This is a genomic window from Rhizobium sp. TBD182 (assembly GCF_001950375.1).
GTDB lineage: Bacteria > Pseudomonadota > Alphaproteobacteria > Rhizobiales > Rhizobiaceae > Agrobacterium > Agrobacterium tumefaciens.
On sequence record NZ_BDLN01000010.1, the window covers coordinates 114,553 to 130,490 of the forward strand.

Annotated in this window: 13 protein-coding genes and 4 pseudogenes; 11 read left to right on the forward strand and 6 right to left on the reverse strand. The window is 57.9% G+C overall.

Going from position 1 to position 15,938, the window contains the following annotated elements; genetic code table 11:
* Positions 1 to 390 precede the first annotated feature (390 nt).
* Positions 391 to 621 carry a hypothetical protein gene (locus tag T18_RS27280; RefSeq protein ID WP_205756768.1) on the reverse strand — a complete coding sequence of 77 codons (231 nt, stop codon included), beginning with the start codon at positions 619 to 621 and terminating at the stop codon, positions 391 to 393.
* Between the two features lie 65 nt (positions 622 to 686).
* Between T18_RS27280 and T18_RS22980 the strand changes: the two are divergent.
* Positions 687 to 824, forward strand: a pseudogene (locus T18_RS22980) (IS66 family transposase); the annotation flags it as partial.
* Positions 825 to 1,035: 211 nt separating this feature from the next.
* On the opposite strand, the gene T18_RS22985 reads toward T18_RS22980, so the two are convergent.
* Positions 1,036 to 1,686 carry a hypothetical protein gene (locus T18_RS22985; protein ID WP_139322522.1) on the reverse strand — a complete coding sequence of 217 codons (651 nt, stop codon included), beginning with the start codon at positions 1,684 to 1,686 and terminating at the stop codon, positions 1,036 to 1,038.
* Positions 1,687 to 1,869: 183 nt separating this feature from the next.
* Between T18_RS22985 and T18_RS22990 the strand changes: the two genes are divergently transcribed.
* The 5 genes and pseudogenes from T18_RS22990 (at position 1,870) to T18_RS23010 (ending at position 8,094) form a co-directional block, all read left to right on the forward strand.
* Positions 1,870 to 2,463 carry a TetR family transcriptional regulator gene (locus tag T18_RS22990; protein WP_038497045.1) on the forward strand — a complete coding sequence of 198 codons (594 nt, stop codon included), beginning with the start codon at positions 1,870 to 1,872 and terminating at the stop codon, positions 2,461 to 2,463.
* A 446-nt stretch (positions 2,464 to 2,909) separates the two neighbouring features.
* Positions 2,910 to 4,058: an efflux RND transporter periplasmic adaptor subunit gene (locus T18_RS22995; protein ID WP_075807846.1), complete on the forward strand. Its 1,149-nt coding sequence runs from the start codon at positions 2,910 to 2,912 to the stop codon at positions 4,056 to 4,058.
* Positions 4,059 to 4,060: 2 nt separating this feature from the next.
* Positions 4,061 to 7,189 carry an efflux RND transporter permease subunit gene (locus T18_RS23000; protein WP_038497049.1) on the forward strand — a complete coding sequence of 1,043 codons (3,129 nt, stop codon included), beginning with the start codon at positions 4,061 to 4,063 and terminating at the stop codon, positions 7,187 to 7,189.
* Between the two features lie 252 nt (positions 7,190 to 7,441).
* Positions 7,442 to 7,647 (forward strand): annotated as a pseudogene (locus T18_RS23005) (NADP oxidoreductase coenzyme); the annotation flags it as partial.
* A 32-nt stretch (positions 7,648 to 7,679) separates the two neighbouring features.
* Positions 7,680 to 8,094, forward strand: a pseudogene (locus tag T18_RS23010) (nuclear transport factor 2 family protein).
* 652 nt (positions 8,095 to 8,746) lie between these two features.
* Here the strand turns inward: T18_RS23010 and T18_RS23015 are convergent.
* Positions 8,747 to 9,670 carry a LysR family transcriptional regulator gene (locus T18_RS23015; protein ID WP_038497052.1) on the reverse strand — a complete coding sequence of 308 codons (924 nt, stop codon included), beginning with the start codon at positions 9,668 to 9,670 and terminating at the stop codon, positions 8,747 to 8,749.
* Positions 9,671 to 9,811: 141 nt separating this feature from the next.
* Between T18_RS23015 and T18_RS23020 the strand changes: the two genes are divergently transcribed.
* From T18_RS23020 to T18_RS27885, 3 genes and pseudogenes are all read left to right on the forward strand, one after another.
* Positions 9,812 to 11,359, forward strand: coding sequence for an MFS transporter (locus tag T18_RS23020; protein ID WP_038497055.1), 1,548 nt, complete (start codon positions 9,812 to 9,814; stop codon positions 11,357 to 11,359).
* A gap of 1 nt (position 11,360) precedes the next feature.
* Positions 11,361 to 11,912 carry a LysR family transcriptional regulator gene (locus tag T18_RS23025; RefSeq protein WP_051489764.1) on the forward strand — a complete coding sequence of 184 codons (552 nt, stop codon included), beginning with the start codon at positions 11,361 to 11,363 and terminating at the stop codon, positions 11,910 to 11,912.
* Positions 11,879 to 12,179 (forward strand): annotated as a pseudogene (locus T18_RS27885) (IS110 family transposase); the annotation flags it as partial. The gene T18_RS23025 and the pseudogene T18_RS27885, both read left to right, overlap by 34 nt.
* A gap of 223 nt (positions 12,180 to 12,402) precedes the next feature.
* Here T18_RS27885 and T18_RS23035 read toward each other — a convergent pair.
* Genes T18_RS23035 through T18_RS23045 form a run of 3 tightly spaced genes read right to left on the reverse strand, consistent with a single transcriptional unit; the run spans position 12,403 to position 14,193 of the window.
* Entirely contained in the window at positions 12,403 to 13,293 is an 891-nt protein-coding gene (locus T18_RS23035; RefSeq protein WP_046205666.1) for an MBL fold metallo-hydrolase, read from the reverse strand.
* A gap of 21 nt (positions 13,294 to 13,314) precedes the next feature.
* Complete coding sequence (locus tag T18_RS23040; protein WP_236760447.1) at positions 13,315 to 13,605, reverse strand: hypothetical protein; 291 nt, start codon at positions 13,603 to 13,605, stop codon at positions 13,315 to 13,317.
* A 42-nt stretch (positions 13,606 to 13,647) separates the two neighbouring features.
* Positions 13,648 to 14,193: a hypothetical protein gene (locus tag T18_RS23045; protein ID WP_038497061.1), complete on the reverse strand. Its 546-nt coding sequence runs from the start codon at positions 14,191 to 14,193 to the stop codon at positions 13,648 to 13,650.
* Positions 14,194 to 14,361: 168 nt separating this feature from the next.
* Here T18_RS23045 and T18_RS23050 point away from each other — a divergent pair, with 168 nt between their 5' ends.
* Both T18_RS23050 and T18_RS23055 read left to right on the forward strand, forming a co-directional pair.
* The gene (locus T18_RS23050) at positions 14,362 to 15,261 is read left to right on the forward strand and encodes a LysR substrate-binding domain-containing protein (protein ID WP_038497064.1); all 900 of its coding nucleotides are present in this window, start codon (positions 14,362 to 14,364) and stop codon (positions 15,259 to 15,261) included.
* Between the two features lie 178 nt (positions 15,262 to 15,439).
* On the forward strand, positions 15,440 to 15,925 hold the full coding sequence (locus T18_RS23055) for a transposase (protein ID WP_139322523.1): 486 nt from the start codon (positions 15,440 to 15,442) through the stop codon (positions 15,923 to 15,925).
* The last annotated feature ends 13 nt before the right edge of the window (positions 15,926 to 15,938 follow it).

A 15,938-nucleotide genomic window follows, 5' to 3' on the forward strand; every position in this document is an offset into this window, starting at 1 on the left:
GCCAGGTCGATAAGGACGCGATTGTAGACGATGCCGTCCGGCTGGCCTTCACCGATAACGGCGGTCGTCCTCCGGTCGTAGAGCACTTCTCTTGGAGTGCCGCCAAGAACCTCGAAAGCTGCGATATGGCACCACAGGACTGTTGGCATGTTCTGATGCATAACGAAATGCGCTCAGATAATTCGACTGTGCCCCAGCACCATCGAGAACAGCCAGACGATCCTCGGCGTTGTTGGCTCCTCGGTGAAAACAACGTGGAACTGGGCAAAATCGACCTGAGCTTGCTCGCTAGGCGGCGTCTAGAAACGAACTTCGAAACCCTGGTTGGCCGGAGGCCGCACATCTCGGAGAAAATCCGTAACGGCAGTGTGGCCCGCCGGCATAACCTCGTTACCTGAGCTCCCGGAGCAACCGACTGCCAGTGAGGCCAGGATAGCTCTTCACCCGCTCGCGCAGGTACGAGGCGAATGGATCGATAACAATTGCCCGTGGCTTTCTTGGACCATCGGCGGGAACCGCCAGGCCCCGCTCGATATATTTGCGCTCCGTCTTGCGATCGATACCCGTTTCTCTGGAAATGGCTGAAACCGTCAGCCCCTGCTGATGCGGATCCAGGATCATGATCGTCTCCCTCAGCTGGATCACCAAAATCCCCCTTCCGACCATCGGAAGGAGTATCGGTGATGATACTGCTGGCGATGATCCTGTTCGAGAAGTTTGCCTAGCACCAGCCGCTCAATCGTTAGAGCGAACGCTACGCCCGCGAGGGCGTCGACCTCAGCTTGTCGACGATGGCCGATCAGGTCGTAGCATGTGCCATTGCCAGTATCGAATGCTGGACGTCCGCGCTATCGGTTCTAGCAAACAGCGGGTGAAACCAATGCGGCCATGTCCAAACCGTTGACCACATCGCCCACCCAACCGCCAGGGCTGCCTTGTCAGTCATGATACCTTGCGGATGGCGAGCGAAGCGCGCTCGCATGGACGAAAAGGATTACTTTTCCGCAGAATGGCGATGCAGAACATTCTGTGATCTTACGAGGTTTTCTTTCTTAGAGATACTCCCATCCCCACCACAGACAGACCGGCGATCATCAATGTGATAAGAAGAGTGTTATCAGGTCCCAAGTGCCCGCTAGTGGCGGCCTCTGCGATACTCGCAACCGAAATAATCATTGAACAAATTCCCCCAGCCAAAAGCCACGCCCTACCCTCTGGAAAATGGGTTTGAATGCCGATCACAATCAGTAGCACCGCAGATGCAACGAGACCGAGATAGAACAATGCCGTTCCGACAGGCACGTCGCTGGATAAACCCGTCTGTACCTGTATGCCTAGAAGAACCTGGACGATGCCGAAGAAGGTCCAGTCCAAGAATATGGCCGGCCGGCTCAATCTCAGCATAATGATGCAAATGATAAGCCCGCCAAACATCGAAGCCGTTCCCGGCATGTAGCCAGACAGTTTTGATGCCGACGAGAAAAAACCAAGAATCGCGAAGTCGACCGTGACAACTCCGAGCGCCATGATTCTCCTCCAGTCCCCATTGCCGTCAAAACGGTTCTGCCGCGCTCGGCGCACTCTTAATAGAAGTCGCCCCATTGGTCCAAAGCCCGGCGCCGTCGAGCGCGATGAAGAAGTTTTCGGGGAGGAACTCTTGGGCTCGTGGTCCTTGGATTTTGCCATTTTTATTCTTCCCGTTTTTTTCCAAAAAATAAAAATTCCATAAACTAACTTTTACATACCAACCGTCCGTATGTCAAAGGTAATGCTCCTTCGGAGAGTGGAGACTATTGTCAGGTGTTCTTGGCGATTTGACACCGGGCCTGATATTCTAATAGGTAAGAGAACGCACCAGAAGGGAATGGCATGAAGCGGACAAAAGAAGAGGCGGCTGAAACAAAACGGCAAATACTTCATGCAGCCGAAACGCTTTTTCTTGAGCGCGGATTTGAAAACGTCACTCTGGATGAAATCGCAACCGCCGTTGGCACGAGCCGGGGTGCAGTTCATTGGCATTTTTGCAACAAGCAGGGCCTGCTTTTCGCCCTTCGGGCAGAGTCACAACTTCCGTTGCGGGATCTTGCCGACGCCCTCGAAAACGAGGTTGAGGGCCAGCCGCTCGACATGCTCGGTGACGTGATCTCGGCGATCCTGCTCGACATGCACTCTGATGAGCGGCGACGCGGATTAACACGTTTGATGCTACATCTGGACATTTCTGTCGACTGTCCGGTAGCGAAAGAAGATCGAGATTCCTACAAGGCCATCGAAAGAATCTTCATCAAAGCCAATAAGATAAAGCGACTGACCCCGCCTTGGACTCCAAAAACTGCGGCGTCTGCGGTTACAGCTGTCGTCCTGGGGGTAGTCGAAGAATGGGCCCTGGAGCGAAGTGAATTTCCCCTAGTTCCTTATGGCCAGGATCTCGTCAAAATCGCTATAAAAGGCTTCCAGGCCTAGCCAGACGTGGTCCATTTTTATCGTGATACACAAGCTGCGATCGAGGACCCGGTTGTAGGAGCGCTCCAGGTTTTCGCGCACGCGACGTCCTGAAACGGCCAGTTTCATATCCAACCCGGCACTCAAGCTGAGTGTCCATTCCAAGGTGTTGGACGATCAGCCGCGTCGGACCAACCCAACCTCATGGCGCTCCAGCGTCAGTGGAAGCCGGACGAGGCGTTCTAAACGTCCCCCATGTTGCCTCGAGAAAAAACACTTGCAACAGACTCAAATCCGCTGTTTACATTTATACGGTATGTTTATTTAATTCGAGTTTTCATGCAAAATTGGTGAGTGAGTTGGGCCTTTACGCGTTCAACATCCGACCAAAATCATTGCGGAGCTTTGCCAGCTACCATACTGGCTCTGCGCTTGAATGCGTGTAACTCGAGCGAAAAAGGTTCCAAATGAAGTTCAGACACGCGAAAAACTTTGGACAGCGGCTGGTTTTTGCCGCTCCTCTTGCCCTGGTTCCCTTGCTTGCGATGGCACAGCAATCTCCGCTCCCGGCGGTGACAGTGACCGTTGTCAAAGCAACCGATTATACGCTCACAACCCGTCTTCCCGGCCGGATCAAGGCTTCGACCGAAGCTGAAGTGCGCCCGCAGGTATCCGGCATCATTCGCGAACGCCTTTTTGAGGAAGGCATTTCGGTGAAAAAGGGCCAGGCCCTCTACAAGATCGATGACGATAACTATGTCAGCGCGACAGAATCGGCCAGAGCGGCGCTGGCCGAAGCGCAAGCAAACTTCGATCTGGCCGTCATCGACGCGAGGCGCGCTGCCGAACTTTTGGCAAACCGGAGTGGCACGGCTTCCAATCGAGACAGCACCGCAGCTCAGCAAAGTAGAGCAGACGCTGCGCTTCAGCGTGCCCGCGCGCAACTAACGACCGCTGAACTGGATCTGAGCAGAACGACGATCAGGGCGCCGATCGACGGGATCATCGGCTTTTCGGAGACTACCCCTGGCGCATTGGTCGCGGCACAACAAGCAACGGCTCTGGCAACGATCAGGACCATTGACCCCGTCAACGTCGACGTCACGCAATCTGCAACGGATTTGCTCAGGTGGAAATCGAAAGGTGGAGCCAACGGACTTGAGAAGTCCGCCACGGCCTCTTTGATCCTGCCCGACGGCTCACGCTATCCGCTGAAGGGAAATCTCACTGCAGCCGAACCGAGGGTGGAGCCCACCACAGGCATGGTAACGCTCCGTATCAGTTTCGAAAACCCGGAGCGCCTTTTGCTGCCAGGTCTTTATGTCGAGGTCGAGCTGCCTCAGGCGAAAGCTGACGCTGCGATCCTCGTCCCGCAAAGCTCGGTTATGAGAAACACCAAGGGAGAACCTTATGCGTGGGTGGTGAAAGACTCGAAAGTCGAACAGAGAGTGCTTTCAATCTTCACTGCTGACGGCAATCAGCTCGTCATAACGGATGGTCTGGCAGCAGGTGACGCAGTGGTTACGTCTGGCTTCCAGAAGGCAACCCCGGGCGCAGAAGTCACAGTTGTTGACGACAGCGCCAAAACAGCCGCGCAAGCCAACGAAAGCAAGTAGTCATGGCACATTTCTTCATCGACCGCCCGGTCTTTGCGTGGGTGATCGCTATCATCATCATGGGTCTTGGTACGCTTTCCGTTCTGGGCCTGCCTGTCTCGCAATACCCGACCATTGCCGGACCATCGATTGTCATCGGCGCCACCTATCCAGGCGCCTCTGCTGAGACAGTAGCTGATACGGTCGTCCAGATCATTGAAAAGGAAATGACAGGACTCGACGGGCTGCGATACATCGATTCTTCGACAACTTCGACAGGCCGTGCCGAAATCACTTTAACATTCCATCTCGGCACAGATCCGGACATTGCCCAGGTGCAGGTCCAGAACAAACTCAGCCAGGCAGAGGCAAACTTGCCGGATGATGTCACGCGACAAGGCGTGACCGTAGAGAAATCTGCTACAGGCTTTCTGTTGGTGGTGGGACTGGTATCCAGTGACAACACGCGCAGTGCAATTGATCTGGCAGACTATCTGAACTCCTACATGGTCGAGCCGATATCGCGGCTGACAGGTGTGGGGCGCGTACAGGTGTTTGGCTCCGAATATGCGATGCGTATTTGGCTGGATCCTCAAAAGCTCAAATATTACGACCTTTCACCATCGACCGTCGTCTCGGCGATAACGGCGCAAAATGCGCAGATCTCTGCCGGATCCTTCGGTGCTATGCCGTCGCCTGCAGGACAGCAACTCAATGCGACTGTGACCGCACAGTCGCTGCTGAAAACACCCGAGGATTTTGAAAGGGTTGTGTTACGCGCCGACACCGATGGTGGGCTTGTCCTTCTGCGTGACGTCGCACGGGCAGAGCTGGGTTCAGAAAACTACGAGATTGCCAGCACCTACAACGGCAAGCCTGCGTCCGGGATGGCGGTCCAGCTGGCATCTGGTGCGAACGCGCTGGAGACGGCAGAACTGGTCAAGGCGCGTGTTGAGCAACTGGCTCAATCGATGCCTGAGGGTGTGGAGTATGTCATTCCTTATGACACGACACCCTTTGTGAAATTGTCGATCGAGGCGGTCATTGATACCTTGCTCGAGGCTATCGTGCTCGTCGTGCTTGTGATCTTGCTCTTCCTGCATAACTTTCGTGCCACCTTGATACCTGCTCTAGCCGTTCCGGTGGTGCTGCTGGGCACATTTGGAATCATGGCTGCATTCGGCTTTTCCATCAACACATTGACGATGCTGGCGATGGTTCTGGCAATCGGCCTTTTGGTTGATGATGCGATCGTCGTTGTCGAGAATGTCGAGCGCCTCATGCAGGAAGAGCATCTCAGTCCAAAAGAGGCGACGAAAAAGTCGATGAGCGAAATCACGGGCGCGCTCGTTGGTATTGCGTTGGTTGTGTCTGCGGTCTTCGTCCCGATGGCCTTCTTCGGCGGATCGACGGGAGAAATGTACAAGCAGTTTTCCGTGACAATCGTTTCCGCGATGACCCTGTCGGTGATCGTGGCTCTTGTCTTCACGCCCGCCCTTTGTGCTACCCTCCTGAAGCCGCATAGCACCAAGAAGAGCACGGGAATCCCTGCTCGGTTTACGGATGGTTTCGAACGCAACTTCACGCGGCTGACAAATGGCTATGGCGGTATTGTGAAAATCGCAACCAAGCGCCCCATCAGAATGCTGCTCATCTACGGGCTTATTGTCACAGGTATGGTCGTCCTGTATCAGCGGACCCCCACGTCCTTCTTGCCAAGCGAAGACCAAGGCACGCTCTTTACTATCGTTCAGACTCCACCCGGCACCACAAGCGAAAATACTGAAAAAGTTCTGGCCAAAGTGTCGGACTACTACAGGACCGTCGAGGGCAAGAATGTCGAGTCTGTCTTCTCGGTTCAGGGCTTTTCATTTGCTGGTCAAGGTCAGAACATGGGCATGATGTTTGTCAGCCTGAAGGACTGGAAAGAGCGCGCTGGGGTTGAGAACTCCGCCCAGGCCATTGCCGCACGCGCTTTTGGCCCTCTGATGGGCGGCATAAACGAGGCGATCGTGGTTCCGATCGTGCCGCCGCCCGTGATGGAGCTTGGTAACTCCAACGGTTTCACCGCGTTCCTTCAGGCCGAATCGGGCCAGTCACACGAAGATCTCTTGACCGCTCGTAACCAGTTGCTTGGGCTGGCCGCTCAAAGCAGCAAACTCACAGCCGTCCGTCCAAACGGCGTTGAAGACGCGTCCCAGTTTGAACTGAACATCGACTGGAGCAAAGCCGGGGCTGTCGGCGTCACGGCAGCCGACGTGGGTTCATTTCTGGCGACCGTGTGGTCCGGCACCTATGTGAACGATTTCCTTTACGCCGGGCGCGTGAAGCGCGTCTACGTCCAGGGAGAACCCCATGCCAGAACCGGGCCGGACGATCTCGCACTTTGGCGCGTGCAGAATGCGAACGGCAATTTTGTCGATTTCTCAACTTTCGCGTCTCAGAACTGGGTGTTTGGACCTCAGCAGGTCAGTCGCTACAATGCTTTGCCGGCAATGGAAATCGAAGGCTCGGCGGCTGACGGTTTTTCATCGGGCGACGCAATGGCTGAGATGGAACGGCTGGCGGCCGAACTTCCGCCAGGCTTCACCTTGCAATGGACAGGGCAATCACTGGAAGAAAAAGAGGCTGGCGCGGGGGCCTTACCCTTATATGGGTTGGCGCTTGCGACGATGTTCTTGTGCCTTGCCGCTCTTTACGAAAGCTGGACAATCCCTATTGCGGTCTTGCTTGCGATGCCCGTTGGCGTTCTTGGAGCACTCCTGGGCGCTGTGATTGGCGATCAGACAAACGGCGTTTACTTCCAGGTCGGACTTTTGACCGTCGTCGGCCTGACAGGCAAGAACGGCATCATGATTGTAGAATTTGCGCGGGAGCGAATGGCGCACACCGGGGGAAATGCTGTCGACGCCGTTCTTGAAGCCGCAAAGCTTCGTTTCCGCCCAATTCTGATGACGTCTCTGGCGTTCGGTCTTGGGGTTGTACCGCTTATCATCTCAAGTGGAGCGGGGGCTGGTGCCAGGCATGCGATCGGCTATGCAACATTCTTTGGAACAGTGACAGGTACAATACTAGCCGTAATTTTTGTTCCGGTGTTTTTCGTGGTCGTGAACAAGATTTTCAACCGCGCAAGCAAGACGGCCACTGCATAGCCAGCCCTGTGGAACCTGTCTGTGGATCGCCCAGAAAGCGCAACTTCCGCTTTCTGGGCGATCGCTTTAGCTAGTCAATTTTTCTAGTAAGTCACCGATACTGATGCTGACTACTGATGTCTCCGTTGATTGCCGAATCCGAGCCTCGTCCAGAAACAACTGGGCGCAAGTGATATTATCTCGACACCACCCGGAACGTCATCGTCGCTTGGAGCAAACGGCTTCCGCAAGCAAGCTATCAAGCCGGATGCCCAAGATCCAGCCGTGCAGGGTGGCAGGAGAGTCGTGTTCCTGGTGAGCGACGACGAGGCCGCCTCGGACGAGATCGGCGCGTTCGCGGAAAATCTCGGTTTCGCGCCGATCAAGCTTGGCGGGCTGTCGGAAGGAGGAACGCTGGTCCAGGCGCGCGGAAACAGCTGTGACACCTGATCTTCAAGGACCTGGTGAAGTTCGATTGACGGATACCACAGCCGAGAAATGGAGACATTCAATGAGTATCGAGAGGAACATTCAAACCGTGAAGGACTTTTTTTGCCGCCATCAGCCGCTGCGACAGGGAAGCTCTGCTGGCGCTGGTCACTGAGGACATCGAGAGGATCATTCCGGGCGAGGACTGGCCGCTGGCTGGCACCCACCGCGGGCATGCAGGACTGTCGGCTTTACTGGAGACGGCATCCGGGTCGATAGAAACCTCCACGGAACTCCGGGAGTTTGTCGCACAGGGAGACAGGGTTCTTGTCGTCGGCTTCGCCAGCGGAAAGGTCAAAGCCACGAACAAGCCGTTTGAGGACGACTGGATCTTTGCCATCACGGTCCGGGATGGCAACCTAACCAGCATCCGCGAATATGTCGATACTCAAGCGTTAGCGAAGGCCGCACAGATGAACGGCTCTGGGCCGGCGTAGCGTTGGCCAGGGGGTCGGCACCGGCTCAGGTTGGCCGGTGGATCATTCAATAAGTCACCCCCTCGTACGCCGTGCTCATCGAATACTTACATAAAGGAGACATCTATGTACGACCAGTCCAAACTATCCGAGTTGATCCTCTTCGCCCGCGTCGATGTGGGCTCCACAGTCATCGACGTCTAGATGCGGCGCTTCGTCGGGAATTTGATCCCGGAGACTTCCGCATAGTCCTCGATGATATGCGCGCCAGGCGTGTTGCCGGCAATCTCGACATCGTAGTCGTGGCGCTTCACTAGTCCCTCAGCGCCCGGGGGCCTGCCGTCGCTCGCGCCGGTAGGAGCCGCAATCACCGTGGTCGCAGTTATCGCGCTTCTCTGGCAGATCGCCTTGCCTTCGATGAAAGCGACCGGGCGCGGTGCTACGCCGGCCGAAGCTCAAGGAGAGCATTGACATGGCCCTCCATCTGCAGACCGCTACGTTCTTGGGCGCCTACCTCGACAAGCGTGAGCGTATCACAACCGCGGTGAGGTTAAGCCGGCGACAAGCGAGGCTTAACCCGATGCCTTGCTGCCGGGCTCCCGCTCAGATTGATAAGGAAAGGCCTCGATGCGACGCGGCGTGTCATTCAGCGCGGTTCGCGACCGCAACCGCGTCACTGCGCCGAAAACGGAAGCCTCTTGATGCTGGGCGGCATGATCTCGCTCAGCCAATCGACAAAGGCACGGGTTTTGGCGGGGACCAGGTGCGCGGACGGGTGAACGACATAGATCGCCTCGGGCGCAGCCACCGGATAGCCCGGAAGAACCGGCGTCAGCCCGCCGCTCTCCAGTTCCGGTCCCGCCAGCCAGTCGGACACCATCGCGATGCCGATTCCGGCGACGGCGGACTCGACCAGACTCGACGCATCGTCTGTGACGAGTGGCCCGGATATACGGACGGCAACCGGGCCATCGCCTCCTTGCAGATGCCAGACAGGGTGCGAGGCCAAGCGCGAGAAGCCGATGCAGGAATGCGCGGTGAGGTCGGTAGGGTGTATGGGCATACCACGCGCCTTCAGATAGTCCGGAGAGGCGCAGAGCAGGCGACGCGCAGGCGCGAGTTTGCGAGCGATCAGACGGCTGTCGGCAAGTTCGCCGATCCGTACCGCAACGTCGAAACCTTCAGCGACGAGATCGACATAGCGGTCTTCATATCTCGCCTCGATCGTGAGGCCGGGATGCTCGGACAAGAACCGGTCGAGCACGGGCGCGATCCACATTCGCCCGAAGGTCGCAGGAAGCGACAATCGCAGCGTGCCGCGCACTGTGCCCGACGCCTCGGCCGATTCCGCGTCGATCTCAGACATAACCTGCACCGCCGCGCGCATTCGCTGATAGTAAATCTCGCCAGCTTCGGTTAGCGCGATACGGCGCGTTGTGCGCTCCAGAAGCCGAACGCCCAAGCGCTTTTCCAGCGCCGTCACGCGACGCGATACCAGAGACCCGTCGCGGTTCAGCACCGCACCGGCCGCCGTGAAGCCGGCATGCTCGACCGTGGCGAGAAAAGCCGCGACCTGATCGAAGTGGGAACCATCCATTGCTGCACCATATACAGAAGTAATCTGCAAACACGCCATATTATCGTATTCAGTAGCAGAAATTATGGTGGCGGAAAACAGTCCGCGTTTCTGGAACCGCCGTTTTGCCGGGCGCTCCCGCGCGGCGCAACGGAGTTCCCGATGGACGCTACACAAGGGCCGGCCACCACCGACGGCCGAAACAAGATCCTCGCCGCCATCTGCTTATCGGCGGTCATCATCCCGTTGGTCTTCGCCGGGCCGGCGATCTCCACACCTGCTGTCGGTCGCGATCTCGGTGGCGATCAGGCAAGCTTGAGCTGGATCGTCAACGCGTACGCAATGGCCTTCGGCGGCTGCGTCATGGCAGCCGGGGCGCTCGGAGACCAGATCGGCCGCAAGCGGTGTTTCGTCTCCGGTCTGCTGATCTTCACCATTACCTCCATCCTGATCGGCCTCAGCCCAAGCCTCCTGCTGCTCAACCTGCTGCGTGCCGTGGAGGGCATCGGTGGCGCTCTGGTTCTCACCTCGGCCACGTCTTTGCTGGCGCAGGAGTTCGAGGAAACGGAACGGCCCCGCGCCTTCAGCTTCCTTGGCACGGCCTTTGGAGTCGGTCTCGCCTTTGGACCGATGGCAGCGGGCTTCGTCATCGAGCATTGGGGCTGGCGCGCGCTCTACTTCGGCATTGCCGCCTTCTCTCTGCTCATACTGCTCCTCGGAACGCCGAGGATCAGGGAGTCGCGTGACCCGGAGGCGAAGGGCATCGACTGGCCGGGAACGATCCTGTTCACGGCGGCGCTGGTTAACTTCACCTTTACGGTTGTGCAGGGACCACAGCATGGTTGGGCGAGCTTGCGCGTGATCGGCCTGTTCACAGGGTCGGTAGCTTTGCTCGCCGCATTCGTGGCGGTCGAACTTCGACAGGCGCGGCCCATGCTGGAACTTTCGCTTTTCAGATACCCGCGCTTCATCGGCGTGCAACTCCTGCCGGTGGCGACAGGGTTCAGCTTCGTAGCGCTGATCGTCCATTTGCCGATCTGGTTCATCACCATTCAAGGCCGAGACGAGTTTGCCGCCGGCCTCGCAATTCTTCCGCTGACGGCACCGATGCTTATTGTGCCACTTTTGGCAGGTACGCTCGCGAAGCGGATCGCGCCGGGTATTCTCTCAGGCATCGGCTTCCTGATTTCCGCCATCGGCGCGTTACTCCTCATGCGGCTTTCGCCCGACGGAGGTGTTTGGCCGATGATCCTGCCGATGTTGCTGATCGGCATCGGCAATGGCCTACCTTGGGGATTGATGGACGCGCTTTCGGTCAGCGTGGTCCCAAAGGAACGCGCAGGCATGGCCTCCGGCATCTTCACGACCAGTCGCGTCGCCGGTGAGGCCATTGCCATCGCCGCCATCGGGGCTGCGCTGATGGGACAGACAGCTCATAACCTAGGAGCGGCCGCATCCGAAAAAGGCGTCACGCTGCCACTCGGAGCCGCAGAGATCGCGGCGGGCATCGGCTCAGGCGCACACGGCGCTGCGACCCCGGCCAGTCCCACGAGCGATTTGTCGCTCACCGCCGTGATCCATAGCGCCTACACGGACGCCTTTGTGACCATCCTTATCATTCTCGCATTTCTTACCACGATGACGGCTGCGGTATGCCTGCTTACGCTTCGCCGTGAAGCCGCGCCTTCAGAAGCGGAAGAGACGACGTAAATTGTGGCGAAGCGCACGGACCTGGAACAAGTCAAACGGATTTGCCCAAGCTCAGCTTGGGCAAATCCCACTCGTTGCGCTTCGTCATACGGTTGTCGTCGGCGACGTCCTAAACTTCCGTCATGCTGCGAGTGTATTAGAGGTTACGCAGTCGAGCGTCAGCGCCCGGATCAAGGCGCGGGAAGAGGCGCTTGGTATCATTCTGTTCGAGCGACGGCATCGCGGCGTGCGGCTGACCGAGGCCGAACGACGTTTCATCGCCGAGGTGTCGGTGGGTATCGAACATCTCGACTGTGCGGCGCGGACCGCGGGCGCTATTTCCCATGGTGGAGAGGGGCGGCTTGCCATCGGGCTGCACGCCTCCATCGCCTTCGGCTTTCTTGCCGATCTGCCTTGCCGGTTCCGTGCAGCCTATCCCGGGTCAGAACAAGAGGAGTGCGAAATCGATGGGATGGAAGGCTCCCGCTCCCCCGGTGCTAGAATGGCATCGGTTAGGATGGACAAAGCGGGAGCGTTCGAATGGAAGAGATCTCTACTGTTGGCATCGATATAGCGAAATCGGTGTTTCAAGTTCATGCAATTGATGTCGGTGGCAACATGGTTGTGCCGCGACAGCTGCGTCGTCAGGAGATGCTTCGCACAGGTGCCGCCTTGCCTCATCGGTATCGAGGCTTGCGGAGCGGCTCGTTATTGGGCTCGCGAGCTTTCGGCTCTCGGGCATGACGTGCGACTGATGCCCCCAGTTTATTTGAAGCCCTATGTGAAAAGGCAGGAAAATGATGCTGCGGACGCTCAGGCGATCTGTGAAGCAGTGACGCGGGCGTCGGGAGCGGAGAAGGAATCCTTGGGAAGAAATTTAGACGGGTTATCCTATGTCAGCAGCAAGATCGAGGCAGCCTTCCGACGCATCGTCACCATTGGGTAGCCAATCCCAGGACAAGAGTTTGGCCAACCGTCGAGTATCCCCAGCGCTCTGACCCATCCCGACTCGTGACGCAACGCCATACGCTGCGTGCTTGGCAGGCGGTGTTTTAAAGTGCACCTCAAATCCGGACCGGCAAGCAACGCCTACCGCCCGTAGTATGACCGCTGGTGTCACTCTCATATGCGACAGCATAGATATTGCCCGCTCGTTTGATGCGCGCGAATCCGGATTCCCCGAGGTGCATGCCCGCGATCAGCAGTTGCTCGGCGGCCACACAGTCCAGAAGCCTCGTTCGTGTGGCGGAGGCGAGTTGCGCATCCTGATCGAACGCGATCGACACGTCGGGGCGCGGGACCTGAATTTGTGGGAAATGAACGATGTCGCCCCAGACTAGCAGGCTCTTGCTACCGGAATCGAGCCGATAGCCGGTGTGTCCGGCGGTGTGACCCGGAAGCGGAACTGTCGTGATGCCGGGCAGCACCTCGCCGCCCTCAAAAGTGCGCAGCCTGTCGCGATAGCCGTCAAAGGCCTGACGCGCCACGAGGAAGTTGCCCCGCGCGCGCTCGGGCGCGCGGCTCAGATTGCCGTCATCCTGCCAGAACGCGACTTCCCGATGGTGGGCGACAAGCTCGGCGTTCGGGAAGACGGCTTCGCCTGAAGCGTCCATCAGCCCCCCGACATGATCGGGATGGGCATGCGTCAACAGGATCGCATCGATCTCGGAAGGCTGGGTCCCCGCGAGCAGCAGATTGGTTTTTAATCGACCGCCCCACTGCTTGAAACCGCCTGCGCCTGCGTCGATCAGGACCGTGCGACCGCCGCTACGCACCAGGTAGCAGTTGATATGAATCGAGGTATGATCCGTTATCCCCGCATTTTCCTGTATTCGGGAAGCATCAGCCGGGTCGATATTCGCGAGGAAATCGAAACTGGCGTGGAGATAGCCATCGCTGACGGCGGTGATTGTTAGATCACCGATCTGCTGGCTGGGTAATGCGAAACTAGACATTGGTTTTCTCCTGGCATCCGTTCAATTTCGTGCGTGAATGCTCGACGCTTCATAGGCAAAGCAACGAATGCGCGCGGTGAGGCCCGTGTTGCCCTTTATGGCCTCGTCGAGCCCTTCCATGAACTCCGCCATGACAGGTGGCGTCCGAAATGGCTCAAGGCGATATTGAATTTCTGCAAAAGCGGGGTGCCCACGGCCATGCCGGACAGCGACATAGACGATATGCACGTTCGCCAATGCGGCCCGGAGAATGCCGGTGCAAAGTTCCGTGCATTGCTCCGTGAGGTCTGCGAGGGCTTCGTCCGGCGGCATCCTGTCTGCGGGAACATAGATCGTAACATTCGGCATCGGGATCTACCGGGCCTTCCCAGCAGCAGCGTCACCGTCGCTCGTCAACTGCACCGTCATCGGCACATAGACATGGACGCCTTCGGATAGATGCCCGATGTCAGGCGTCTTGCAGCGCTCCACCTTGGCGAGCCAACGATGTTCCGGGACCTTCTCCATAGCGACCGCCTGCATCGCACAGGGGGTGAGGCCAAGCCGGATCAGAGGTTCGGGGCCTGTGGCACTCAACGCCAGATATTCGCCCTCACCAATGGCCGGCGCGCGGTCGATGCCGCCATAGAGGTTCCGGTGCCAGTCGGTGATATGCTGTTGCCAGCGTGCGAAATTGCCGCCGCCCTCCTGGCGGTATTCCTCGCCGGTCAGAATGTCGAGGCCGTCGATCGAGTGTAGGGCGAGATAGACGGGGCAGCCACGCCTCAATGCCTTGAAACGCTGCGAGGTGTGGAAGCCGCTCACCGAAATGAGGGCTGGCAGCTTGTCCAGGCTGTAAAAGTTGTTCCATTCCGCTTCGCTGCCGGGATCGGCAAAGCTGCATTCCACCGTGTAGATCATTATTCCACCTTCGACGGGAAGATTGTCCTTCCGGCCTTGTCTATCATTGATATTTTCTCATGATAGACTGCCAATCCATGCCTAGATATCGACAATGGATCATGCTTCAGTGATCTAATATCAAGGTGACGGCGGACCGAATGCCGAACGATCCTGTCAGGAGCCATCATGCGCCGCAAGATTCCCAGCAATTCCGCACTCATGGCGTTCGAGGCGTCGGCTCGTCATGGGAGCTTCGCTCGCGCGGCCGACGAACTGGCTCTGACCGAGGGGGCGATCAGCCGCCAGATCGGCCGGCTGGAAGCCTTCCTCGGCGTCACGCTGTTCGAGCGGGTCGGCAATCGCGTCAGGCTTTTGCCGAATGGAGAGCGTTATGCGGCTCAGGTTCGCGAGACACTCGACCGGCTGGAGCGTGACAGTCAATATCTGATGGGGCAGCCCAGCGACGGTGCGAGCCTCGACATCGCAATCCTGCCGACGTTCGCCACGCGTTGGCTCATCCCGCGTCTGAAGCCGTTCCAGGAGCGGCATCCGAATATCACCCTGCATCTTGCGGAACGGATGGAGCCATTCGTTCTCACCGGCAGCGGTTTCGACGCCGCCATCCATTTCGAGCATCCAGCCTGGACGGGAATGCGCACGCACCGCTTGCTGCATGAGGTGCTGGTTCCGGTTTGCCATCCGGCGCTGATCAGGGGCCGAGACCCTGCGACAGCCCTCGATGCGCTGCCGCGGCTCCATCGCCGCCAGAACCCGGAGGCCTGGCAACGCTATGCGCAGGAAACGGGGATCGCACTGACCAATCCCGCAGTCGGCGCTCGTTACGATCTTCACTCCATGCAGATCGAAGCCGCGTTGGCCGGCCTCGGCGTTGCACTGGTGCCGCACCTCTATGTCGAAACCGAACTGGCGGAGGGGCGACTAATTACACCTTGGCCCGTCGGTCAGTCGATCTCCAAGACCTTTTGCCTCGTTCTGCCGGAGCCGATCCGGTTGAGTGACGGTCCGATACAGGTGTTCGCAAACTGGCTTCTCAAGGAGGTGCAACCGTCAAATCCTATCCCCTGATATCAATCTTCGTGCCCTTGGCCTGCAACTCAGCCCTGACAAACTGAGGCTTGGTATCAGCCCATTTCGTGCGGCATTAGAGATGGGATAGTTGCCGCCCTCCCCAAACGGCACCGCAATGTGCCAGAAAGAGCGGCGTAGAGCCACGACACGAAGAGAGCGGCTGATGAAGGATACAATGATCGGCGTAGACTTGGCAAAGAATGTCATCGTGCTTCATGGAACGTCGATGATGAGTGAACTGAAGTTTCGCAAGAAGCTGTCGCGCAGCCAATTCATTCATTTCATGCAACGTCAGCCAGCCGCCGTTGTTGTTTTGGAAGCGTGCGGCAGCGCTCACTACCAGGCGCACGAGTTCAAGGCATATGACGCCGCCGATGCGGAGGCGATCGCCATTGCGGCGCGTCAGCCGGAAATGCGGTTCGTAGAGTCCAGGACGCCGGATCAGCAAGCGAGAGCCGTTCTCTTACGGGCGCGCATCGTTCGTCAGGGCACTGATCTGGTGAATGCTCTGCGAGCCGTGCTTTACGAATTTGGGCAGACTGTTCCGCAGGATATCGCCCATATCAAGCGGCTCGCAGCGATCGTTTCGGACATCATCGGAGACGACGCCAAAGAGTTCAATATCTCTGGCGAGGCTCGGTTTCAAGGCGCGCTCAGGTGATTGAAATCAATCT

What these genes read in the sequence shown, in the direction of transcription:
- T18_RS23020 (WP_038497055.1), top strand. Translation starts at nt 9,812, where the DNA reads ATGGACGCTACACAAGGGCCGGCCACCACCGACGGCCGAAACAAGATC.
- T18_RS23035 (WP_046205666.1), bottom strand. Translation starts at nt 13,293, where the DNA reads ATGTCTAGTTTCGCATTACCCAGCCAGCAGATCGGTGATCTAACAATC.
- T18_RS23015 (WP_038497052.1), bottom strand. Translation starts at nt 9,670, where the DNA reads ATGGATGGTTCCCACTTCGATCAGGTCGCGGCTTTTCTCGCCACGGTC.
- T18_RS23040 (WP_236760447.1), bottom strand. Translation starts at nt 13,605, where the DNA reads ATGCCGCCGGACGAAGCCCTCGCAGACCTCACGGAGCAATGCACGGAA.
- T18_RS22995 (WP_075807846.1), top strand. Translation starts at nt 2,910, where the DNA reads ATGAAGTTCAGACACGCGAAAAACTTTGGACAGCGGCTGGTTTTTGCC.
- T18_RS23045 (WP_038497061.1), bottom strand. Translation starts at nt 14,193, where the DNA reads ATGATCTACACGGTGGAATGCAGCTTTGCCGATCCCGGCAGCGAAGCG.
- T18_RS23055 (WP_139322523.1), top strand. Translation starts at nt 15,440, where the DNA reads ATGATCGGCGTAGACTTGGCAAAGAATGTCATCGTGCTTCATGGAACG.
- T18_RS27280 (WP_205756768.1), bottom strand. Translation starts at nt 621, where the DNA reads ATGATCCTGGATCCGCATCAGCAGGGGCTGACGGTTTCAGCCATTTCC.
- T18_RS23050 (WP_038497064.1), top strand. Translation starts at nt 14,362, where the DNA reads ATGCGCCGCAAGATTCCCAGCAATTCCGCACTCATGGCGTTCGAGGCG.
- T18_RS23000 (WP_038497049.1), top strand. Translation starts at nt 4,061, where the DNA reads ATGGCACATTTCTTCATCGACCGCCCGGTCTTTGCGTGGGTGATCGCT.
- T18_RS22990 (WP_038497045.1), top strand. Translation starts at nt 1,870, where the DNA reads ATGAAGCGGACAAAAGAAGAGGCGGCTGAAACAAAACGGCAAATACTT.
- T18_RS22985 (WP_139322522.1), bottom strand. Translation starts at nt 1,686, where the DNA reads ATGGCAAAATCCAAGGACCACGAGCCCAAGAGTTCCTCCCCGAAAACT.